This is a genomic window from Kitasatospora sp. NPDC001119 (genome assembly GCF_053598475.1).
The window spans coordinates 1-18,856 of the sequence record NZ_JBSFKI010000035.1 but is presented as its reverse complement, the minus strand read 5'-3'; the positions used below and the strand labels follow the sequence as shown (position 1 = coordinate 18,856).

The 18,856-nt window shown below is 71.3% G+C and carries 24 protein-coding genes; 14 read left to right on the top strand and 10 right to left on the bottom strand.

Annotated features, from left to right (window positions below):
• Nucleotides 1-46: 46 nt before the first annotated feature.
• The 3 genes from ACWDD9_RS33660 to ACWDD9_RS33650 are packed head-to-tail and all read left to right on the top strand — an operon-like array spanning nucleotide 47 to nucleotide 1,358.
• Nucleotides 47-481, top strand: a complete 435-nt coding sequence (locus tag ACWDD9_RS33660) for an ATP-binding protein (protein ID WP_449813698.1) — start codon at nucleotides 47-49, stop codon at nucleotides 479-481.
• Nucleotides 482-495: 14 nt separating this feature from the next.
• Nucleotides 496-1,089, top strand: a complete 594-nt coding sequence (locus ACWDD9_RS33655; RefSeq protein ID WP_449813697.1) for a hypothetical protein — start codon at nucleotides 496-498, stop codon at nucleotides 1,087-1,089.
• Nucleotides 1,089-1,358: a transposase gene (locus tag ACWDD9_RS33650; RefSeq protein ID WP_449813696.1), complete on the top strand. Its 270-nt coding sequence runs from the start codon at nucleotides 1,089-1,091 to the stop codon at nucleotides 1,356-1,358. Before ACWDD9_RS33655 ends, ACWDD9_RS33650 begins: the two co-directional genes overlap by 1 nt.
• Before the next feature lie 15 nt (nucleotides 1,359-1,373).
• On the opposite strand, the gene ACWDD9_RS33645 is transcribed toward ACWDD9_RS33650, so the two are convergent.
• The 3 genes from ACWDD9_RS33645 to ACWDD9_RS33635 form a co-directional block, all read right to left on the bottom strand.
• Nucleotides 1,374-1,745, bottom strand: a complete 372-nt coding sequence (locus ACWDD9_RS33645) for a hypothetical protein (protein WP_449813695.1) — start codon at nucleotides 1,743-1,745, stop codon at nucleotides 1,374-1,376.
• Nucleotides 1,746-1,781: 36 nt separating this feature from the next.
• Nucleotides 1,782-2,192, bottom strand: coding sequence for a VOC family protein (locus tag ACWDD9_RS33640; protein ID WP_375873520.1), 411 nt, complete (start codon nucleotides 2,190-2,192; stop codon nucleotides 1,782-1,784).
• Between the two features lie 152 nt (nucleotides 2,193-2,344).
• Nucleotides 2,345-2,716 carry a winged helix-turn-helix transcriptional regulator gene (locus tag ACWDD9_RS33635; protein ID WP_449813694.1) on the bottom strand — a complete coding sequence of 124 codons (372 nt, stop codon included), beginning with the start codon at nucleotides 2,714-2,716 and terminating at the stop codon, nucleotides 2,345-2,347.
• Between the two features lie 77 nt (nucleotides 2,717-2,793).
• Between ACWDD9_RS33635 and ACWDD9_RS33630 the strand changes: the two genes are divergently transcribed.
• Nucleotides 2,794-3,441, top strand: a complete 648-nt coding sequence (locus tag ACWDD9_RS33630) for an NADPH-dependent F420 reductase (protein WP_449813735.1) — start codon at nucleotides 2,794-2,796, stop codon at nucleotides 3,439-3,441.
• 196 nt (nucleotides 3,442-3,637) lie between these two features.
• Here ACWDD9_RS33630 and ACWDD9_RS33625 read toward each other — a convergent pair whose 3' ends face one another.
• On the bottom strand, nucleotides 3,638-6,037 hold the full coding sequence (locus tag ACWDD9_RS33625) for a serine/threonine-protein kinase (RefSeq protein ID WP_449813693.1): 2,400 nt from the start codon (nucleotides 6,035-6,037) through the stop codon (nucleotides 3,638-3,640).
• Nucleotides 6,038-6,447: 410 nt separating this feature from the next.
• Between ACWDD9_RS33625 and ACWDD9_RS33620 the strand changes: the two genes are divergently transcribed.
• Nucleotides 6,448-7,062, top strand: a complete 615-nt coding sequence (locus ACWDD9_RS33620) for a hypothetical protein (protein ID WP_449813692.1) — start codon at nucleotides 6,448-6,450, stop codon at nucleotides 7,060-7,062.
• A 244-nt stretch (nucleotides 7,063-7,306) separates the two neighbouring features.
• Here the strand turns inward: ACWDD9_RS33620 and ACWDD9_RS33615 are convergent, their stop codons facing one another.
• Nucleotides 7,307-7,813 carry a nucleotidyltransferase domain-containing protein gene (locus ACWDD9_RS33615; protein WP_259316457.1) on the bottom strand — a complete coding sequence of 169 codons (507 nt, stop codon included), beginning with the start codon at nucleotides 7,811-7,813 and terminating at the stop codon, nucleotides 7,307-7,309.
• Nucleotides 7,814-7,911: 98 nt separating this feature from the next.
• Entirely contained in the window at nucleotides 7,912-8,232 is a 321-nt protein-coding gene (locus ACWDD9_RS33610; RefSeq protein WP_449813691.1) for a hypothetical protein, read from the bottom strand.
• A gap of 186 nt (nucleotides 8,233-8,418) precedes the next feature.
• Between ACWDD9_RS33610 and ACWDD9_RS33605 the strand changes: the two genes are divergently transcribed.
• The gene (locus tag ACWDD9_RS33605; RefSeq protein WP_449813690.1) at nucleotides 8,419-8,724 is read left to right on the top strand and encodes a hypothetical protein; all 306 of its coding nucleotides are present in this window, start codon (nucleotides 8,419-8,421) and stop codon (nucleotides 8,722-8,724) included.
• A gap of 135 nt (nucleotides 8,725-8,859) precedes the next feature.
• On the opposite strand, the gene ACWDD9_RS33600 is transcribed toward ACWDD9_RS33605, so the two are convergent.
• Nucleotides 8,860-9,438 carry a TetR/AcrR family transcriptional regulator gene (locus ACWDD9_RS33600; RefSeq protein ID WP_380779172.1) on the bottom strand — a complete coding sequence of 193 codons (579 nt, stop codon included), beginning with the start codon at nucleotides 9,436-9,438 and terminating at the stop codon, nucleotides 8,860-8,862.
• Nucleotides 9,439-9,524: 86 nt separating this feature from the next.
• Here ACWDD9_RS33600 and ACWDD9_RS33595 point away from each other — a divergent pair, with 86 nt between their 5' ends.
• A complete protein-coding gene (locus ACWDD9_RS33595) occupies nucleotides 9,525-10,406 on the top strand; it encodes an SDR family oxidoreductase (protein ID WP_449813689.1) in 882 nt (293 codons plus the stop codon).
• A gap of 125 nt (nucleotides 10,407-10,531) precedes the next feature.
• The gene (locus ACWDD9_RS33590; protein ID WP_449813688.1) at nucleotides 10,532-11,383 is read left to right on the top strand and encodes an NAD(P)H-binding protein; all 852 of its coding nucleotides are present in this window, start codon (nucleotides 10,532-10,534) and stop codon (nucleotides 11,381-11,383) included.
• Nucleotides 11,384-11,584: 201 nt separating this feature from the next.
• On the opposite strand, the gene ACWDD9_RS33585 is transcribed toward ACWDD9_RS33590, so the two are convergent.
• The 3 genes from ACWDD9_RS33585 to ACWDD9_RS33575 all read right to left on the bottom strand — a co-directional run bounded on the left by ACWDD9_RS33585 (nucleotide 11,585) and on the right by ACWDD9_RS33575 (nucleotide 13,424).
• Entirely contained in the window at nucleotides 11,585-12,019 is a 435-nt protein-coding gene (locus ACWDD9_RS33585; protein WP_380742075.1) for an ester cyclase, read from the bottom strand.
• A 148-nt stretch (nucleotides 12,020-12,167) separates the two neighbouring features.
• Complete coding sequence (locus ACWDD9_RS33580) at nucleotides 12,168-12,710, bottom strand: GNAT family N-acetyltransferase (protein WP_449813687.1); 543 nt, start codon at nucleotides 12,708-12,710, stop codon at nucleotides 12,168-12,170.
• 111 nt (nucleotides 12,711-12,821) lie between these two features.
• Nucleotides 12,822-13,424, bottom strand: coding sequence for a TetR/AcrR family transcriptional regulator (locus ACWDD9_RS33575; RefSeq protein WP_449813686.1), 603 nt, complete (start codon nucleotides 13,422-13,424; stop codon nucleotides 12,822-12,824).
• A 128-nt stretch (nucleotides 13,425-13,552) separates the two neighbouring features.
• Between ACWDD9_RS33575 and ACWDD9_RS33570 the strand changes: the two genes are divergently transcribed.
• The 6 genes from ACWDD9_RS33570 to ACWDD9_RS33545 all read left to right on the top strand — a co-directional run bounded on the left by ACWDD9_RS33570 (nucleotide 13,553) and on the right by ACWDD9_RS33545 (nucleotide 18,562).
• Nucleotides 13,553-14,428: an NAD(P)H-binding protein gene (locus tag ACWDD9_RS33570; RefSeq protein WP_449813685.1), complete on the top strand. Its 876-nt coding sequence runs from the start codon at nucleotides 13,553-13,555 to the stop codon at nucleotides 14,426-14,428.
• A 105-nt stretch (nucleotides 14,429-14,533) separates the two neighbouring features.
• Nucleotides 14,534-15,277, top strand: coding sequence for an N-acetyltransferase family protein (locus ACWDD9_RS33565; protein WP_449813684.1), 744 nt, complete (start codon nucleotides 14,534-14,536; stop codon nucleotides 15,275-15,277).
• Between the two features lie 468 nt (nucleotides 15,278-15,745).
• Nucleotides 15,746-16,216 (top strand): DIP1984 family protein, encoded by a 471-nt coding sequence (locus ACWDD9_RS33560; protein WP_375873507.1) that lies wholly within the window; start codon nucleotides 15,746-15,748, stop codon nucleotides 16,214-16,216.
• Nucleotides 16,217-16,509: 293 nt separating this feature from the next.
• Nucleotides 16,510-17,079, top strand: a complete 570-nt coding sequence (locus ACWDD9_RS33555) for a DUF6434 domain-containing protein (protein ID WP_449813683.1) — start codon at nucleotides 16,510-16,512, stop codon at nucleotides 17,077-17,079.
• Nucleotides 17,080-17,089: 10 nt separating this feature from the next.
• The gene (locus ACWDD9_RS33550) at nucleotides 17,090-17,452 is read left to right on the top strand and encodes an ATP-binding protein (protein WP_449813734.1); all 363 of its coding nucleotides are present in this window, start codon (nucleotides 17,090-17,092) and stop codon (nucleotides 17,450-17,452) included.
• Between the two features lie 42 nt (nucleotides 17,453-17,494).
• Nucleotides 17,495-18,562 carry a protein kinase family protein gene (locus ACWDD9_RS33545; RefSeq protein WP_388051468.1) on the top strand — a complete coding sequence of 356 codons (1,068 nt, stop codon included), beginning with the start codon at nucleotides 17,495-17,497 and terminating at the stop codon, nucleotides 18,560-18,562.
• The last annotated feature ends 294 nt before the right edge of the window (nucleotides 18,563-18,856 follow it).

Genomic DNA, 18,856 nt, shown 5'->3' with positions numbered 1-18,856 from the left:
TGCGCGCTCCTGTCGCACGCCCCCTCTGCCCCCATGAGGTGTCCCCATGCTCATGTCCCGCCGGCCCCGTGCCTTCGTCGCGCGTCTCGACTCCTGCATCGAATCCACGCCCCTGGCGAGGTACTTGCTCCGGGCCTATCTCGCGGGCCTGCCCTCCGGCGACCGCTACGCCGACACCGCCGAACTCCTCCTCGGCGAGCTCTTCGCCAACGCCGTCCAGCACTCCGACGCCCCCGACGACCGCCACATCGAGATCCGCTTCAACATCGTCAACTCCCGCCTCCGGCTGGAGGTCCACGACGCCGGCAGCGGCCGACCGTCCCTCCACTCCCCCACCCCCTCCGACGAGCACGGGCGCGGCCTGTTCCTCGTCAACGAGCTCGCCGAACGCTGGGGCTGCACCTCCCGACCCGACGACATCGGCAAGTTCGTCTGGGTGCTCATCGCCCCGGCCCCCATCTCCGCCCTCGCCACCGCCTGAAAGCCGTCACCCCCATGCACCTCACGACCCTGGCCCGCCACGCCCTCTCCCGCGGCCGCACCCCCGCCGACACCTACGCCCTCCTCGCCAAGCGCACCCGCAAGCCCCTCCCCTCCGCCCGCGCCGTCTGCCTCGCCCTCACCATCCCCCTCGCCGAAACCACCCGCCGCCTCAACGACTGCTACGACGCCCTGCTCGCCGACCCCCGCCCCGACTCCGAGACGGACACCGGCGAACTCCTCGAAGCCCTCGGCGTCTTCGACATCCCCAAGTCGCTCACCGACACCGAACTCGCCGTCGTCGACCTCTTCATCACCGCCGTCGACGCCATGGGCGGCATCCGCCCCGGCCACCAGCACGGTCTCCAGCGCTGGTTCACCACCGGCAACCTGACCACCGCCTACCTCTCCCTCACCGCCGCCCGCCCCATGCCCCGCACCGGCGACCCCACCCTGTACTGGGCCACCCTCGTCACCGCCGGCGAACTCCTCACCACCACCCACCACTCCGAGACCCGCATCAAGTACGCCCTCGCCCACTGCCGCACCCGAGCCGCCCGAGCCGCCCGAACCCAGGCCGTTCCTTCGGATCATCCGATCGCCGGTTGATGTGTGCGTCATTGACTGGCGCCCAGCGGGCAAGGATCGAGCCGTTGCCGCCGGATCCGACAACTCGGCGGGGAGGGCAGTGGCGTGATCACCGGCAGGTGATCGGCGCGATCGCCTTCAAGTACCGCACCGGGGTGCCGTGGATGGATCTGCCTGAGCGCTTCGGCTCGTGGAAGGGCGCCCACAACCGCTGCGGAAGTGGGCCGCCGACGGCACATGGGAGAGGGTCTTCACCGCCCTGCTCCATCGTCATCCGGTCGGCCAGGTGACTCCAGCCGGGCTGCCTAGACCCATCCCTCGTCGAGGTAGACCGTCCAGGCGTCTCCCACCGCTTTGTGCAGTTCAACCAGGGCCGCAACCTCCGCGACGGCTGCCGGGGCGTCGGACAGTCGCAGCGGGGAGTCCGGGACGCTGTTGCGGGTGTAGACCGGTAGCTCGCCGTCGCAGCTGAAGGCGTGAAGCGATGAGGGGGCGAGGCTGAACCATGCGGGACGGTTCTCCTCGGCCCATGCAGCCGCAGCGTCGACACGGTCTACATGCACCAGTAGATGCTCAGGTGCGGGCCCGCAACTGAACTGCACGAGGAAACCGTGGGCGTCCACTGCCCACCAATCCCACATGAACCCAGGTCGGGGATGCCGCAGGATCGTCGTCATGTCAAAGGATCAGCAGCCGACTTCACCAAGGCCGCGTCAGCCGCGCTCGGGCCAGATCGGGCCCTGGTCGGTCCAGATGACGCCCTTGTTGCGGCACAGGCAGAAGGGGTGGCCGATCGGGTCGGTGTAGACCTGCCAGCCGTAGCCGTTGGGGCCGATGAAGTCCTGCCTCAGCGTCGCGCCGAGGTCGAGGACGCGGCGCTGCTCGGGCCCGATCTCGTCCACTTCGAAGTCGAGGTGGAACTGCTTGGGGTGCTCGCTGTCGGGCCACTGCGGAGCGCGGTAGTCGTCCACCCGGATGAATGCCAGCTCGATCTCGCCGAACTGGATGCCGGCCCAGTCCGCCGAGCTGCCTTCCTTGATCGGACGGCCCGTCACCTCGGAGTAGAAAGCCGCCAGCTTCATCGTGTCCGGGCAGTCGATGATGAAATCGGTGAGTCGCAGCATCCCGCGATCTTGTCACAAGCTCACACCCGACTTCGAGACAGGTGCCCCAGGCCTCGTTCACCTGGGGCGGCCGGGTTCGTGCCGCAGGCGCGGATCGGCAGCGGGCTTCGGCGGAGCCGCTTGGCGCTCCGGTTGTGACGTCGTGATCGGCGTCAGTCGCGACCGTGCCCGGTTGCCTCCGCCCGCTCCCGGGCCGCCATCACGTCCTCGCCGTGTTCGAAGGCCCAGGCGCCGAACGCCTCGATCGGTTCCAGGAGTGTCCGCCCCAACCCGGTGAGGGTGTACTCCACGCGCGGCGGCGACCCGGCGTACGCGCGGCGTTCCACCAACCCGTCGGACTGGAGCCGGCGCAGCGTCTCCGTAAGGACCTTGGGACTGATCCCGCCGATCCGCTCGCGCAGTTCGCCGGGCCGCGCGGGCCCGTCGCGCAGCGCCCACACCAGGACGGCGTTCCAGGTGTTGGCGAGAAGGTCGAAGGCGAGCCGGGCTCGGCAGTCGGCGAGGAAGCCGTGGTCGGTGGTCACTTACCAGATGGTGCCCCAGGACTTTCCTACTGTCTCCCTGTTCCGACTGGCAGGTCGTCACAAGGAGGTTGGTCATGATGAGGATCGGAATCATCGGTACCGGCGCAATGGCGCGGGTGCTGGGTACCCGGTGGGCGGAGGTCGGCCACGACGTGCTGGTGGGCGGACGGGACACCGGCCGCGCCGCCGCCCTCGCCGATCGGATCGGCGGGCTGGCAGGGACTCCGCGGGACGCGGTCGAACACGGCCTGGACGCGGTGCTGCTGGCCGTGCCGTACTCGGCGGCGATCGGCGTGGTCTCCGGCCTGGCCGACGCCGCGCTGGGAAGGACGCTGGTCGACTGCACCAACCCGGTCGCCCCGGGTTTCGTCCTGGAGACCCATGGCGGGCCGTCGGCCGCCGAACGCATCGCGGCCGCGGCGCCCGGCGCGTCCGTGGTCAAGGCGTTCAACCTCTGCCACGAGAGCGTATGGCGCAGGGCCCCGACCGTCTTCGACGGACGCCCCCTCGCGGTGCCGCTCTGCGGCGACGACGCGCCGGCCCTCGACGCCGTCGGACACCTCGTTCGCGACCTCGGCTGCGTACCGCTCAACGGAGGAGGGCTCGACCGGGCAGGCCTCCTGGAGGCGACGGCGGCGTTCCTGATCGGCCTGTGGGTGGGCGAAGGCGCGGACGCCCAGGCGATCGCGCCGCCACTGGAGTACGCGGGCGTCGATCCCTCCTGATCTGCGATGGCTCCCAACCAACCCCGCCCGCACGGGAAGTCGGACCCGCCGACTTCTCACGCAGCCGACTGGTGCGGGGACCGCTCTGCCGACCCCTCCCGTACAGCACGTGCTGGTCGCGGGGGTGATCGCCGCGTCCATGGACGTGGCGGAAGACCGGCGGCCCGGACGGCCGGCGCCGTCCGGGCCGCCCCGCTCACTCCACGACCTCGGTGCTCCACGTGCCGTTCCGCAACGCGGTCTCCTGGAGCTCCCCGTCGCTCCGGCGGGCCGTGTAGACACGGGTGACGCCGCCGTGGTCCACCACCGCCGGCTCGAAGCCGTCGGCCACCTGCTGAACACCGGCGTTCGCCAGGGAGGCCTGTGGCGTCCACCCGTCGCCCGCCGCCTTCGTCTCGGTCAGCAGGCCGTTCCCGTCGACCAGGAAGAGGCTGGTGGTCCCGCCGTGCACCAGGGCCGCCGGGGCGGAGCGCGGCGCCGGCACCCGGAAGTCCTTGGTCAGGTCGCGGCGCCCCCACCCGGCACCCTGCGTGCCGCCCGCCGACGTCCCCGGAGGCGTCAGCCGGGCCTCCGAGAGATGGCCGTCGCCGCTGTTGACGGTGAAGACGCTCGTCACCCCGTCGTGCACCACCGCGGTCGGCGTCATGGCGGACGACGGCACGCCGGTCATGGGGAAGATGTTCCACTTCTCGCCGGACTTCAGCGACGCCTCCTGGAGCTGCTGGCGCTCCGTGATCGTGTACACCCTGAGGACCTTGTCCGCCACCACCGCCACCGGCGCGGTGCCGGCGGCAACCGGCTCGGCGGGCTGCTGCTCCTGGCTCAGGACCCCGAGGTCGTCCTGTAGGTCCTGCCTGCCCCAGCCCGAGCCGTCCAGGTAGGACCGCCGCAGGTGGTTGTCCACTCCGACGGTGAACACGTTGACCATCCCGTCCAGTACCGCCGCGGTCGGAGTGCTGCGGACCTCCTGACCACCGAGGTCCGCGAACTTCCACTTGACCCCGGGCTCCGGCTCCAACCGGGCCTCCACCAGGTGCTTGTTCGCGGAACTCACGAAGAACACCCGGACGATGTTCTTGTCGAGCAGCGCCACCGGGCGGGTGCCGGTCAGCACCTGGGGGATGTTGGGGTCATCGGACTTCAGTGCGAAGTCCACCACCCTGACCTGGCCCGGGTACGGGATGTTCCGGAGCTTCGCCGCCTCGTGGTCGAGGTCCACGTAGCTCTCCAGGAGCTGCTGGCCCTTGTACGCCGTGAAGACACGGAGGTGCTGGTCGTCGGCCACCGCCGGACCGGCCGCGTTCCCGGGCGTCGCCGGGGCCGTCGTGGCGGCGGCGTCCTGGGCGGGCGCGGAGGCCGAGGGTGTCGCGGAGGGCGAGGGGGCGGAGGAGGCCGAGGGGGCCCCGGTGTCCCGGGCGGGCGAGGAAGCCGTGGCGGCGGCACCGTGGCCGGCGTCGTCATCGCTCCGGAGCAGGGCCCAGGACAGGACCGACGCGCAGACGACGACCGCGGTGGCCAGCGCGATCCGGGTCCGGGGCTCCCGCAGCCGTCCGGGGCGGGGCGCGGTCGGTGTGGGTGTGGGTGTGGGTGTCGCCGTCGGTGTCGGTGCCGATGCCGATGTCGCCGTCACCGTCGGTGTCGGCGTCGCTGCTGGCGTCGATGTCGCCGTCACCGTCGGTGTCGATGTCGCCGTCGGCGTCGCCGGAGGGGTGACCGGAGGGGCCGCCGGGAGGTCGAGCTCGGTGGGCGTGGCGGCGCCCGCCGGTCCGCCGGTCGGTTCCGCCGCTACGGGGTCGTGCTGCGGAGCGGCGTCCCCAACCGCCGGTCCGGGGCCGTCGAGCATGGCCAGCCCCGCCACAGCGTCAGGCCGTCCGGCCGGGTCCCGGGAGAGCAGCGCGGTGATCAACGGAGCCAGCCGGCCAGCCCGTTGAGGCGGCGGGACGAGGGCGAGCGCGATGGCGGCGAGCGTCATCGCGGTCGTCTCCCGCCGGAACGGCGGCACCCCCTCGACGGCCTCGTACAGCGTCGCGCCGAGACTGAACAGGTCGACGGCCGGGGTGTCCGGCTCGTGGGCCAGCCGCTCCGGTGCGATGTAGTCCAGCGTCCCGACCAGGCCCCCGGTGGTGGTCAGCACGGTGCCCGCGTGGGTCTTCGCGAGGCCGAAGTCGGCCAGCAGCACCCCGCCGTCGTCGGCCAGCATGATGTTCGACGGCTTCACGTCGCGGTGGAGGATGCCCACCTGGTGCGAGGCGGCCAGCGCCCGCAGCACCCCGACGGCCACCTCGGCGGCCCGCTCCGGCTCCAACGGCCCGTCGGCCCGGAGCACCTGTGCCAGCGAACGGCCGCGGACCAGCCGCATCACCATCCACGGGCCGCCGTCCTCCACCACCACGTCGTGCACCGTCACGATGTTGGGGTGGTCGCGGAGCGCGGCCGCGTGGCGGGCCTCCGCCATGGCCCGGGCGATGGCCTGCTCGTGCTCGTCCTCGGAGAGGTCCTCCTCCCAACGGACCTCCTTCACCGCGACCTCGGCATCCAGCAGTTCGTCCCTGGCCTCCCAGACCTGGCCCATGCCCCCGGCCGCCAGAGCTCTCACCAGCCTGAACCGTCCGCCGACGAGCCTGTTCGGTGCGGAACTCGAGTCCATGCGAAACCCTTACGCGGTCGGATGGTGACGGAACGTCAGATCGAGTGCCGAGCATAGCGAGGGTGTGCCACGGTTCGGACCCCGAACCGCAACCGTCCGGTGCCCGGCCCCGATGCCCGCGCCGGGCCGGGCCGCGCCGGACCGCTCCGGTTCGCGCCGGTCCTCCCTGGTTCGCGCCGGTTCGCGCCGGACCGCCCGGTCGGCCACTCCAGGACCTCGCCCCCGAGACGAACCCCACGGACCGGCGGCTCGCCTTGACGGCCCGCTGGTCGGCCGGGCAGGGAAGTGGGGCCGCCCACCTCCGGTGTCACCGGCAGCGGATAGCCTCCGGCCGGAACGAACGGCTGACGGGAGTGGACGTGGACATCGAGGAGACACTGGACCGGCTCGGCGCGGTCATCGGGCCACCGCCCGCGGGCGGAGTCGTCCCGGTCCCTTGGGAGCTCGGGCCCGAGGTGCTCGGCTTCCAGCTGCCGGCGGACTACCGGGCGTTCGTCGACCGCTACGGGATGGTCAGCATCAGCGACGAACTGCACATCTACACACCATCGGCGGCGCCCAGTCCCAAGACCGGGCAGCCGTCCGGCTTCGAGGGGTTCCTGTACAACACGACGGATCCCTACGGATACTGCGCCTGGCTAGCCGAGGTCTACCGGGACGGGGACTACGACGAGTGCCCGTACCCGCTGTTCCCGGCCGAAGGCGGGCTGCTGAAATGGGCCAACAACTACAACTCGGACCACTTCTTCTGGCTGATGCGGGGCCCGGACCCGGACCGCTGGCCGGTCGCCGCCAAGTTCCACTCGATGCGGGAGTGGGACCTGTTCGAGGGCGGCTTCCTGGAGTTCCTGCTCGCGGCGGTGACGGAACAGTACCCGTACCACGACGACGTCGTCCCCGGCGGGACGAGGCAGCTCGGCGACGGCCGCGCCTACCGCCCCGGAGGAGACTGGTCGAAGCACCTACCGCAGTGAATCCGCGGACACGGCCGGCCCCGGCCGGCCCCCTGCCGCTACGGCCAGACCTCCAACCACCCGCCCCGCGCAGGAAGTCGACCCCGCCGAGCGCAGCCCCGACTATCCCTCCAATCCCCCGCGCACACCCGACTCGGCCGCTCAACTCCAGCCCTCGCCCTTCAACCACCGGCGCAGGTCCGCCGGAGCCACCCGATCGAGACTCCCGTCCGAGCGGCAGCCCTCAAGATCGGAGCAACGGCCTTCAAGGCGCAGGCATGTAGTCCAGGGGAAGCTCGACTCCTGTGCCGGCGTGCAGCCGTGCCATGTCCTGTCGGTCCTTGTCCGTGGCTTCATAGCCGAGGTGACACAGCACCTGCGTCGCCGCGTCGACACACGGGACCTGGCGCCCGCCGATGCAACCGGTCACCGGCGGCGGGTAGTGGAACCGTTCACCGCCCGGGAGAAGCTGCACCCCGCCCTCGCGGGAGGAGCCGAGGACGGGGTGCAGGTCGATCTCCCGGCCGGCACCGTCCGCGACGGCAAGCGCGGCGGGCAGCCAGTCCCGCAGGACCTCCGTGAACCCGGCCTCGGCCAGCGCGTCTCGCACCACGTCGAGCTGGTCCAGCAGGACGACCAGGTCGAGGTCCGCATGGGTTCGGGTCGTCTCCCCGATCAGGGCGTCCACACCCCAGCCGCCGTCCACCCAGGCTGCGGCCCCTGCGCTCTTGAGCAGGTCCAGCACTTCGAGTACATCGGATTCCTTCAGCACCAGGGCACTCTGGCAGTGCGGACGAGCTGTCGCCACCGAGATACCCGCCGGTCCGGCGCCGTTCGCCACCGGCTACGGCCCGGCCCGCGAGCGCGGGTTCAGTGCCTGCGGTCCTCGACCGTCCAGTCGTCGCCCAGCTCGCGGCGCAGCGCCTCCAGCGCCACGTCGGCCTCGCTTCGGAACGATTCCTGCTGGTCCCGGGTCCAGGGCGAGGGGCCGGCCGGGTGGTCCCAGTCGAGGGAGGACTGGTACAGGTCGGCGAGTCTGGTGAGTTCGTCCCGGGTGGCCGGGGTGATGGGTAGCTTCTCCAGGACGCAGGGGTATTCGTAGGGGCTGTCGAGGTCGGGCGCGCTGTGAGGGCCCGGCCACAACGGGGTGTCGACGCCGTACTCGAAGAAGAACCGCAGGTGAGAGGGCATGCCCCAGCCTTTCACGGCGCCGAGCACACCGTGCGGGCGGCCGACGTGCTCAGCCCAAGGTCCCAACTACCCCCGCGCACAGGAAGTCGGCCCCGCCGACTTCTCATGCAGCCGCATGGTGATCCGAGCCGGGTGGCCACAAAAAGTCGGAGCGAGCGCCGTCGCACAGGCCCGATACTGATCCCCATGGCCGATGAACCCCTGTCCATCCCCCTTGCCGACCTGCGCCGATCGTTCGACCTGGTACTGCGCCACATCGAGGCCGCCACACCCGGCGACAGCCTCGCCCTGGACAAGGACTACTTCTGGTCCGTCCCCCCGGAGGGCCTCTACGACGTCTACCGAGCCCCGAACGAGCTCACGATCGGTCAGCTCTCCGAATCCTGGCAGCACCTGACCGACCTCCTCGCCGAGCCGGATCGTGCGGTGGGGTACCACCTGGTGTGGCTCGCCGACATCCTGCGGGCGATCGGCCAGGACATCGCGGCCTGAGGAGGCGTCGGGTCATTGATCAACCGCATGGCGTGAGGCCCTGGGGGTGAGCTTCGCGGACGCCCCGACCGCGAATCCGCAGCCGTCAGGCCTGCTTCTCGTCCGCCGCGCCGACGCTGGACGATGACCTTCCGGTCAGCCCAGCGATGCGCTCGCCGCGCGCAGCTCGTCCAGGGCCGCCAGGACGTACCCGGCGAGCGCCTGCTCGGCGCCGCCGTCGCCCTCGGCCCATTCGGCGTACCCCCGCTTGAAGGCGAGGACGCCCAGCTCGCCCGCGAGGGCCGCGATCGGATCGGGTACGCCGCGGGCGACCAGCGCGGCGGTCATCGCGGCCGCGAGGCTGACGGTCTTGAGGGTGTCGCGTTCCTGGAGCTCGGCGCTGGCCGCGATGGCCGCCTTCAGGCGGGGGGCGAGTTCGCGGGTGGCCGGGCCCATCGCGGTCGAGGCGCGCTCGAGACCGGCGGCGACGGCCTCCAGCGGGCTGGCGTCTCCGGGCGCTTCGGCGATGCCCTCGGTCAGCAGCCGGCTCAGCGTCTCCTGCCCGGCGACCAGCAGCTCGCGCTTGTCGGGGAAGTGCCGGAAGAAGGTGCTCTTGGTGACCCCGGCGCGCTCGGCGATCTGCGCGACCGTCGTGGCGTCGTACCCCTGCTCCGTGAACAGGTCGACCGCGGCCACGACGAGGCGTTCACGCGCACCTGGTTCCCATCGACTCATGGGTTCAGCATATGTGATGGGACTCTTGTCCCATCATCCTGCTACGGTGATGGGACAAGAGTCCCATCACTTCCGGGAGGATTCCCATGCGCGTCTTCGTCACCGGCGGCACCGGTCTGATCGGCTCCGCCGTCGTCGCCGAACTCCTCGGCAACGGCCACACCGTCCTCGCGCTCGCCCGCTCCGACGCCTCCGCCCGGGCCGCCGAGGCGGCCGGCGCCGAGCCGCTGCGGGGAGGCCTCGCCGACCTGGACGTCCTGCGCTCCGGCGCCGCCCAGGCCGACGGGGTGGTCCACCTGGCCTTCGGCAACGACTTCAGCAGCCCCGAGGCCCTTGCCCGGAACGTCGCCGAGGAGACCGCCGCCCTCACCGCCCTCGGCGAGGAGCTCCTCGGCAGCGACCGCCCCCTGGTCACCGTCTCGGGTACGCCCCACGTGCCGGGCCGCGCCTCCACCGAGGCCGACCCGGTGCCGACCGACGGGCCGGTCGGCGGCCGCGGTCGCACGGTCACGGCGATCCTCGGCCTGGCCTCGCGCGGAGTCCGGAGCACCTCCGTCCGTCTGCCGCGCACGGTCCACACCGAGGGCGCGGGCGGGTTCGCCGGCCTGCTGACCGACATCGCGCGCCGCAGCGGCGTCTCCGGCTACCCCGGCGACGGCACCCAGCGCTGGCCCGCCGTCCACGCGCTCGACGCGGCCGTCCTCTTCCGGCTCGCCCTGGAGCGGGCGGAGCCCGGTACCGCCTGGCACGCCGTGGCCGACGAGGGGGACGAGGTGCGGGACATCGCGGCCGTCATCGGCCGACGACTGGGCCTGCCGGTCCAGTCGGTGCCAGAGGAGACCTACGGCCCGCTCGGCCCGATCTTCCGGGCCGACCAGCCCGCGTCCAGCGCCCGCACCCGGCAGGCGCTCGGCTGGGAGCCGCGGCACCCCGGCCTGCTGGCGGACCTGGAGAACATCCGGCCCTGACCGGCAACCGGCGATCCGCGATCCGCGATCGGGGGCGGACCCGCAGCGGCGCAGCCCGCAACAACCCGCTCCCGTACGGCACTTCACGTCCACAGCAAGGTCCACATCAAGCAGGAGGTTCCATCATGGTGGCAGTCGTCTTCGGCGCCCGCGGCAACGTCGGTCGTCATGTCGCCGACGGCCTGCTGGCCGCCGGTGAGCAGGTCAGAGCGGTCAGCAGGACCCCGGCCACGGGCTCGACGCCCGGGTACGAAGCGGTCGTCGCCGACCTGGACCGTCCCGAGACGCTGCCCGCGGCGCTCGACGGTGCCGACAAGCTGTTCCTGTACGGAATGCTCGACCCCCAGAAGCCCTACGACATCGAGAAGGTCACCGCGGCGGCCGCGGCGGCCGGGATCCGGCAGGTGGTCCTGCTCTCGTCGGTGGCCGTCGTCCTCGACCCCGCCGCCGACCACCCGGTCGCCCGCCTGAACCGCACGATCGAGCAGGCCGTCCAACGGTCCGGCCTGGACTGGACGTTCCTTCGGCCGGGGACGTTCGCGACCAACACCCGCACCTGGTGGGCCGAATCGATCCGCACCGGCAACGTCGTCCGCCTCCCCTATCCGCTCGCGCAGTCGGCGCCGGTGCACGAGAAGGACATCGCGGCGCTGGCGGTGACCGCCCTCACCGAACCGGGCCACTCGCACCAGGCCTACACCGTCCACGGGGCCGAGTCCCTGACCCTGCGACGCCAGGTCGAGCACATCGGCGAGGCCATCGGCCGTCCCATCCGGGTCGAACACGTCTCCCACGAGCAGGCCCGCGCGGACGTCGCCAGGACCATGCACCCGGTCGTGGCCGAGGCGATCGTCGGCCAGTGGGCCGCCGCCGACGGCGTCGCGGCCGTGACCTCCGTCATCGCCGAAAAGATCACCGGCGCCCCGGCACACGCCTACGCCCAGTGGGCCGTCGACCACGCCGACGACTTCCGCTGAGCCCGTCGTACCGACCGGCCGACGTGTCGGGTCATCACCAGCATGGCGCGCACTGCCGAGGGTGGTCTTCGCGGGCGGCGTCCCGTCCGCGAAGGCCACCCTCGCGTGTGCGCGTCTGCGCGAGCCGCCGACAGATGGTGGACGCCGCCGCCGACTTCGTCGCCAGGAGCACCGCCTGAACTGCTCCGAGAGCCCCCCGAGTTATTCCGGGGGCCCGCCGAGCGGCGGGATCACGTCCAGTTGCTGGAGGAAGCCGAGGACGTCCTTGTCCGACCACTTCTCGGCGAGCTTCCCGTTCTCGATGCGGTGGATCACCGTCGCCGTCATCGTGATCGGCCGGCCGGTCGCCGGGATGCCCGGGAGGTCCCCCACGCACATCCCACGGCCCGTCAGCCGGGTCACGACCTTGTCGCCCTCCGCGATCTGGTCCTCGATCTCGTGGACTCCGGGCGTGGCCTCCCAGAACAGGCGGAACGCCTGCTTCAAGCCCTCCCGGCCGGCGGCGAGCCCCGGGAACGGCGGCGGCGAGTGGTCCTGGTAGTCCTCGGCGACGAGGTCGTCCATGGCCTCCAGGTTGCCGGCGTCCACCTCCTGGTAGAACCGGCGGACCAGCCTCTTGTTCTCCTCGATCGACATGGGCACCTCTCCGTGCGTACGGTCGCGCCGCCGGAGCGGCGCACGACGCCCGCATCGTCGCCCGCCCGCTCCCCGCGCCACGTCCTCGGCACGCGCGGCCGCCGTGGACGTTCACCCGGAAAGCAGCCGAAGCCGTGCGGGCCCGCCGTCAACGGGCAGTTGGGGCGTACTGGTCCGCCGACAGGGCGAAAACCCGGACTCGCCGGCCGCCGGTGGGATTGACGGTCTCGCGCTCCAGCCGCATCCCCAGCTTGGTCATGATCCGCTCGGAGGCGTCGTTGCCCACCTGGGCGATGCTGACGATTCGCTCCAGCCCCCGCTCCTCGAAGCCGAACCGTACGGCGGCCGCGGCCGCTTCGGTGGCCAGGCCCCGCCCCCAGTGGGCACGTCCCAGCCGCCAGCCGACCTCGACCGCCGGCAGCACCTCCGGCAGGTAGGAGGGCACCGAAAGGCCGGTGAACCCGGCCAGTTCACCGGTGGAGCGGATCTCCACGGCGAACAGGCCGAAGCCCCGTGCCTCCCACTCCCCCTCCCACGCCCGGATCCCGTCGCGGGTCTGCTGCTCGTCACGGACGCTGCCGTCACGGATCCACCGCATGACCTCGGGGTCGGCGTTGACGGCGGCCATGGGCGCGACGTCCTCCTCGCGCCAGCGACGCAGGATCAAACGGGGAGTCTCAAGCCTGATCATCCGATCATTCTGGATCGCCGAGGGGCTCTCCGCCAGCGTCGCCGGGCAGGGGGCACCGGGCACCGGGCACCGGGCGCCGAGGGAACTTGCACGAAGGCCGCGTCCGGGCCGCTACCGCAGGCGGGCGAAGGCCTGGTCGGCGTCGGCGACGGCCTCGGGCCGCACGTCGCGGGCGCTCCGCCCGTCGGCGATCTTCTGCCAGTTGGCGCGGGCGAGCACCCGTTGGACCGCGATCGCCTGGGCCGCCCTCAGCCGCGCCTGGACGTCCGGGCCCGGATCGAGGGCCTCGGCCAGCGCCTGCTCGTCCGCGAGCATGTACTGCAAGAGCCGCCCCGCCAGGCTCGGCGTGGTGAACACCAGACGGTGGAAATCCACCACCGCGGGATGGTCGTTGAGGCCGGTGACGGGTTCGAACCGATCGAGGCCGTCCAGGAAGTGCGCGTGCAGTGCCGCCATCGGCGAGACGTCGGACGGGCGGTCGCGCACGACGCGCGCGGCCTCGCCCTGGTGGTCCGCGAACCGCTGAAGGACCAGGTCCTCTTTGGTGGGGAAGTACCGGAAGAGGGTCGGCTTGGAGACCTCGGCCACGGCGGCGATGTCGCTGACCGAGACCTGGTCGAATCCGTGCGCCAGGAACAGTGAGACCGCCGCTTCGGCGATGGCGTCACGGGTCCGCGCCTTCTTACGGGCGCGCAGCCCCGTCGGCTCGATCACCCGAGCAGCATAACATTAGTGACCAGGTTGCGTTTTTAACCGAGTAACGATTTCCTGGAGTAATGACCCAGCCGAACAGCACGCGAAGCACCGCACGAAACGCCGCACGAAGCACCACACGAACCCCCATGCCGCCGGTGCTCGTCACCGGGGCCACCGGCCGGATCGGGCGCGGAGTCGTCGACGAACTCCTCACCGCGGGCGTGCCGGTCCGCGCCCTCACCCGTCGTCCCGAAGCGGCCGCGACGCTGCCGCCCGGCGTCGACGTCGTCACCGGCGATCTCACCGTGCCCGCCTCCCTCGACGGGGCGCTGCGGGGCGTCGGCGCCGTCTTCCTCCTCTGGACCGCACCGCCGCCGACCGCCGCGGCAGTCGTCGAGCGCCTGGCCGCCCACGCGCAGCGCGTCGTCCTCCTCTCCTCACCGCACCAGACACCCCACCCCTTCTTCCGGCAGCCGAACCCCATGGCGGTGCTCCACGCCGAGATCGAGCGACTCATCGCGGCCACCGGCCTCGAATCGACGATCATCCGGCCGGGGATGTTCTCATCGAACTCCCTGGCCTGGTGGGCACCCGCCATCCGCGCCGGCGAGGTGGTCCGCTGGCCGTACGGCGCCGCCGAGACCGCCCCCGTCGACGACCGTGACATCGCGGCCGTCGCGGCCCGGACCCTCTACGAGGACGGTCACGCCGGCGGCGACTACGTCCTCACCGGCCCCGAGTCCCTGAGCCAGGCGGCGCAGGTGGAGATCATCGGGAACGTCCTCGGACGCCCGACCAGGTTCGAGGAGCTGTCGCCGGACGAGTTCCGCGGCGCGATGGACGGAAAGGCACCGCGCCCGGCCGTCGACATGCTGCTCAACGCCTGGGGCGCGACGATCGGAAGGCCCGCGTACCTCACCTCCGCGGTGTCCGACATCCTCGGAATACCGCCGAGGCCGTTCTCCCGGTGGGTCGCCGACCACGCCGAAGCGTTCAGGCCGGGCCCGACCCCGTCGACCTGACCTTCGCCCGAGTCATCGCCCGAGCCGTCGGCCGGGTGGCGGGGGCCGCGTCGGCCGCCATAGCGTGGCAGGCCAGGACAGCACCGGCCCGGCGGGAGGGACGACATGGCAGGGACGGATCCGCGGTTCGCCGCCTACGCCCCCGCCCCGGCCGAACGGCACGCACCCGTGATCGCGGTGGTGGCGGAGGCCACCGAGGACGACGTACCCGCGCTAGCCAGGCTGCAGGCCCGGGCACGCGGCGGCTCGACGGACGAATGGGCGGACCGCATCCACCGGGCACTCCATGGCGAGCGCAGCCTGGTCGTCACCGCGAAGGTCTCCGGTGAAGCCGTCGGGTACGCGAGTGCGGCCTACCTGCCCGCGCACCCGGCGGACGGCGCCCCGGCCGGCCACTACCTGACCGGCGTCACGGTGGATGCCGCCTGGCGGCGCCGGGGCCTGGCGAGGCTGCTGACCCGACGCCGGATGGAATGGGCCTGGGAAAGGGACTCGGCGGTCTGGTGCTTCATTTCCGCCAGGAACCGCGCCTCGCTCGACCTGCACCGGGAACTCGGCTTCGTGCAGGTGGAGTTCGGCGCCTCCTTCCAAGGCGTCGGATTCGCGGGCGGCGAAGGCCGGCTCCTACGGGCGGACCGGCCGCGGACGCCCTCGCCCGACGTCGCAGGAACGTCCCGTGGGAGCCTGCCCGAACGCCACGATCCAGGCCCCGGGCCCATCAGCACCTGCGATGCCACCACGCCAACTCGGCGTCCGGCGTCGGCTCATGATGCGTCCGCCCGAGAAGCACCACGTCCAGGCGATCCAGCTGAACCCGGAGTTCGCCCGCAGCCCTTGGCGGAAGCATGAACAGAGCCTCCTGCAACGCGTCCCGGGCCCAGCCCGACCCACAGCACGGACAGGTGAACTCGGCCTCCCACCGCCTCCACCGGCGCTCGGTGCCGTGGACACGCACGGACCACACGCTCAGCGCCACAGACACCATGCCCGGGGCCAACCGCTCCCGCTCAAGCACACGGACGGCGGCGTTGGCCGCCCCCGAAAGACCCGGGACATCGCGATACCGCACCCAGGCCCTCCCCCAGCCGCGTACGCGCGGCCGAAGTGAAGCCGGTGTTCTACGCGGCATAGCCCCTTTGAATGCACGTCATGGATGACATCATCCCATGCTCCGAGATCGACCCGGCAGAACCCGGACCCGCCGGACATCAGGATTGAAAGATTTCCCGACGGCTTTCAAACGGTCAAAAACCAGGTGCGGATGCCCCGGCACACACTCCTATACTCGTGCGAACTCACGGAAAGGAGGTGCAGGCGGTGAAACTTGCCGAGGCACTGGCAGAACGCGCGGAGGCGACGCGCCGAATAGAACAGCTGCGGGCACGCGTCGTCAGCAGCGCGCGGCACCAGGAGGGGGAGACCCCCGCCGAGGACGCGGCCCAGTTGCTGGCCGAAGTCGGTGAAGTGCTGGACGCCCTGGAAGCGTTGATCCGGCGGATCAACCGGACCAACGCGACCGTGGAGATGGGACCGGACGGCACGCTCACCGACGCCCTCGCGCGCCGGGACGTCCTGCGGCTGCGCCACTCCGTGGTCACCGCGGCGGCCGACGCGGCGGCGGGTACCGGCGAACGGGGATACGGCCGGCAGCTCCGGTCCGAACTGATGATGCTCTCCGCACTCCCGGTCGCGGACCTGCGCGCCCAGGCGGACGCACTCGCCCGGGACATCCGCGAGGTCGACGTGCGGATCCAGCGGACCAATTGGGAGGTCGACCTGCTGGACTGACCAGTCCGGCAGAGTGGCGGGACGCGATGTGGAGCAGGTAGCAGCTTCGGAGGCGTGCACACACCGAGGGCCGGCGGTACTCCGGCCCACTCCTGGCGCGTGAAGAGCAACGCGGGGTTCGACTCCCCACCAACAGCGCAGCTCAGCACCGCGTACAGGTAACAGTGCACATCACACAGCACATCACCATGTGCAGATCCGAAGCGGCGAGGGCGGGTTCGGGGCTTTCCACACCGCACCGCGGATTCCTCCGTGAACCACCGGACGAATATCTCCCCTCTTACCATGGGGACATGAGTTCGCATACGGGTACTGATTCCCGGCCGGAACTGACCAGGGCACTGAGCGGGGACGAACTGGCCCGCTGGTACTGGACGCTGGCCGAACTGACCACGCTCGCCCGGGACCTCGGAGTACCGCGCGGCGGCGGAAAGGCAGCACTGACGGAGCGGCTCCGAGCCGCACTCGACGGCGCCGCCCCACCCGCCGCCCCACCCCGCGCACCCAAGGCCAGCCGCCAGCTCGCCGCACCGGTGGACGGATCCACCGTCATCCCCGAGGGCCAGCGGTGCAGCCAGGTCCTGCGCGAGTACTTCCGCCGCGAGATCGGCCCGGCCTTCCACTTCGACGCCCACATGCGCACCTTCATCGCCGAATCCGCAGGGCGCACCCTGGCCGACGCCACTGCCCACTGGCACACCACCCGCCAGGCCGCCGCCCAACCCCAGGAAATCGGCCCACAATTCGAACTCAACCGCTTCCTCCGCGCCTGGCACACCTCCCACCCGGCCGGCACCCACACCGAAGCCCTCACCACCTGGCACACCCACCGCAACCGCCCCCGCACCCCGGCCCCGGAGTGACCGGCGGCCCCTGCTATGCCCAGGCTCCAGACTGCCGTTCCAGATCTTCACCGAACGCGAGGAGTGCAAGGCCACCACCGTCGCCGCGAACTCACCCTCCACCGAGTGGGACAAGGCCTTCGGAGACGCCCGGCTCCGCCCGGCCATCGCCGACCGCATCACCTTCTGCTGCACCCTCATCCAGATTGGCACCGACTCCTACCGCTACCAGGCCCCCGGGAAGGCCTCTTCGCAGCTCCGAAATGACCTCCGCCAGAGGTCAGCCGATCGGCGTCGCACGTCGTTCGGGCATCGGCCCGCCGACGGCAAACGAGATGCCGAGCGGTTCTGCGATCGGAGGGTGACCTTGGTGGCGGGAGTGGATTACGTTTGAGCGATCACCGACGCCCTGATCCGGGGGCACAAGGAGTCGTCGATGCGCCACGAATCTCAGCACGGCGCACGTCTGGCCGCCTACGGGACCATTGCCACCCGCCTGTCCCTGCTGAACGACCGGCGTCTCGGCGAGATCGTGGCGTCAGCTCCTCCGGTCGGATCCGGCATCGGCGGCAGGTCGGCGGAGCTGGACATCGACGGGACACGGATCTTCGTCAAGAGGGTGCCGTTGACGGACGTCGAGACCCAGCCGGAGAACATTCGGTCCACGGCGAACCTCTTCGGTCTGCCGATGTTCTACCAGTACGGAGTGGGCTCGGCCGGCTTCGGTGCCTGGCGAGAGCTGGCCGTCCACGTCATGACCACCAACTGGGTCCTCGGGAAGGAGTACGAGGGCTTTCCCCTGATGTACCACTGGCGCATCCTGCCCGATTCCCCTCCCGAAGGCTTCGTGGACGAGTTCGGGGGCATCGACGGAGCGGTCGCCCACTGGGAAGGCTCGCAGGCGGTACGCGAGCGCCTGGAAGCCATCGGCCGATCCTCCCGCAGCCTGGTGCTGTTCTTGGAACACGTGCCACAGACACTCCGCAGGCTGTTGCACGAGCACGGGGAGACTACGGTGGCCACCGGCGGCGGCTCTCCTGCGTGGGCGGAGGATGCTCTGGCGCGGGGCACGGCGTTCATGAGCTCCCGCGGGCTCGTGCACTTCGACGCCCACTTCAACAACCTGCTGACCGATGGCCGGCTGATCTACTTCGCGGATTTCGGACTGGCCCTGAGTTCAGACTTCGAACTCTCAGCAGCCGAGCAGCAGTTCCTCACGGACCACCACGGGTACGACCACGCCTACACGGCGAGCCACCTGATCCACCACCTCGCCGACCGTGTCCGGGGTGACATGGAAGCAGACGCGTTCCTCCAGGAGTGGACCGCAGGTCACAGACCCGAGGCAGTTCCGCCCGAGATCGCCGTGCTCGTCGAGCGGCACGCCCGAGCCAGCGTCGTCCTGGATGGCTTCCACCGCCGACTACTGTCCGAGAGCAAGCAGACGCCGTACCCCGGCGCCGAGCTCAACCGCGTCGCGGACGCCGGTGAGACATCGCGCTGACCTTCGAAGGGGCGGGCCCCGGCCGCGACTTGTCGGGCTCTGGAGCTCACCTCGCCCCGGCTCCTCGCTCGTCGATTCGGCGGCGGCTGACGACTCGACGTAGGAAGTCGGGCCTGCGACTCTGCTGGCGAAGTCGTTCGGGGCAGATGTGGGACAGTGAGTGTCGACAATGTGCCTGTCTGTAGGGGTGGTTGTGCTTCGTCCTGGTGGTGTGTCGGGGATTCCGGCGGAGACGGTGGCGCTGGCTCGCCGGGTCCATCCGCGGGGGACGGACGAGATGCGGGTTCGGGACGC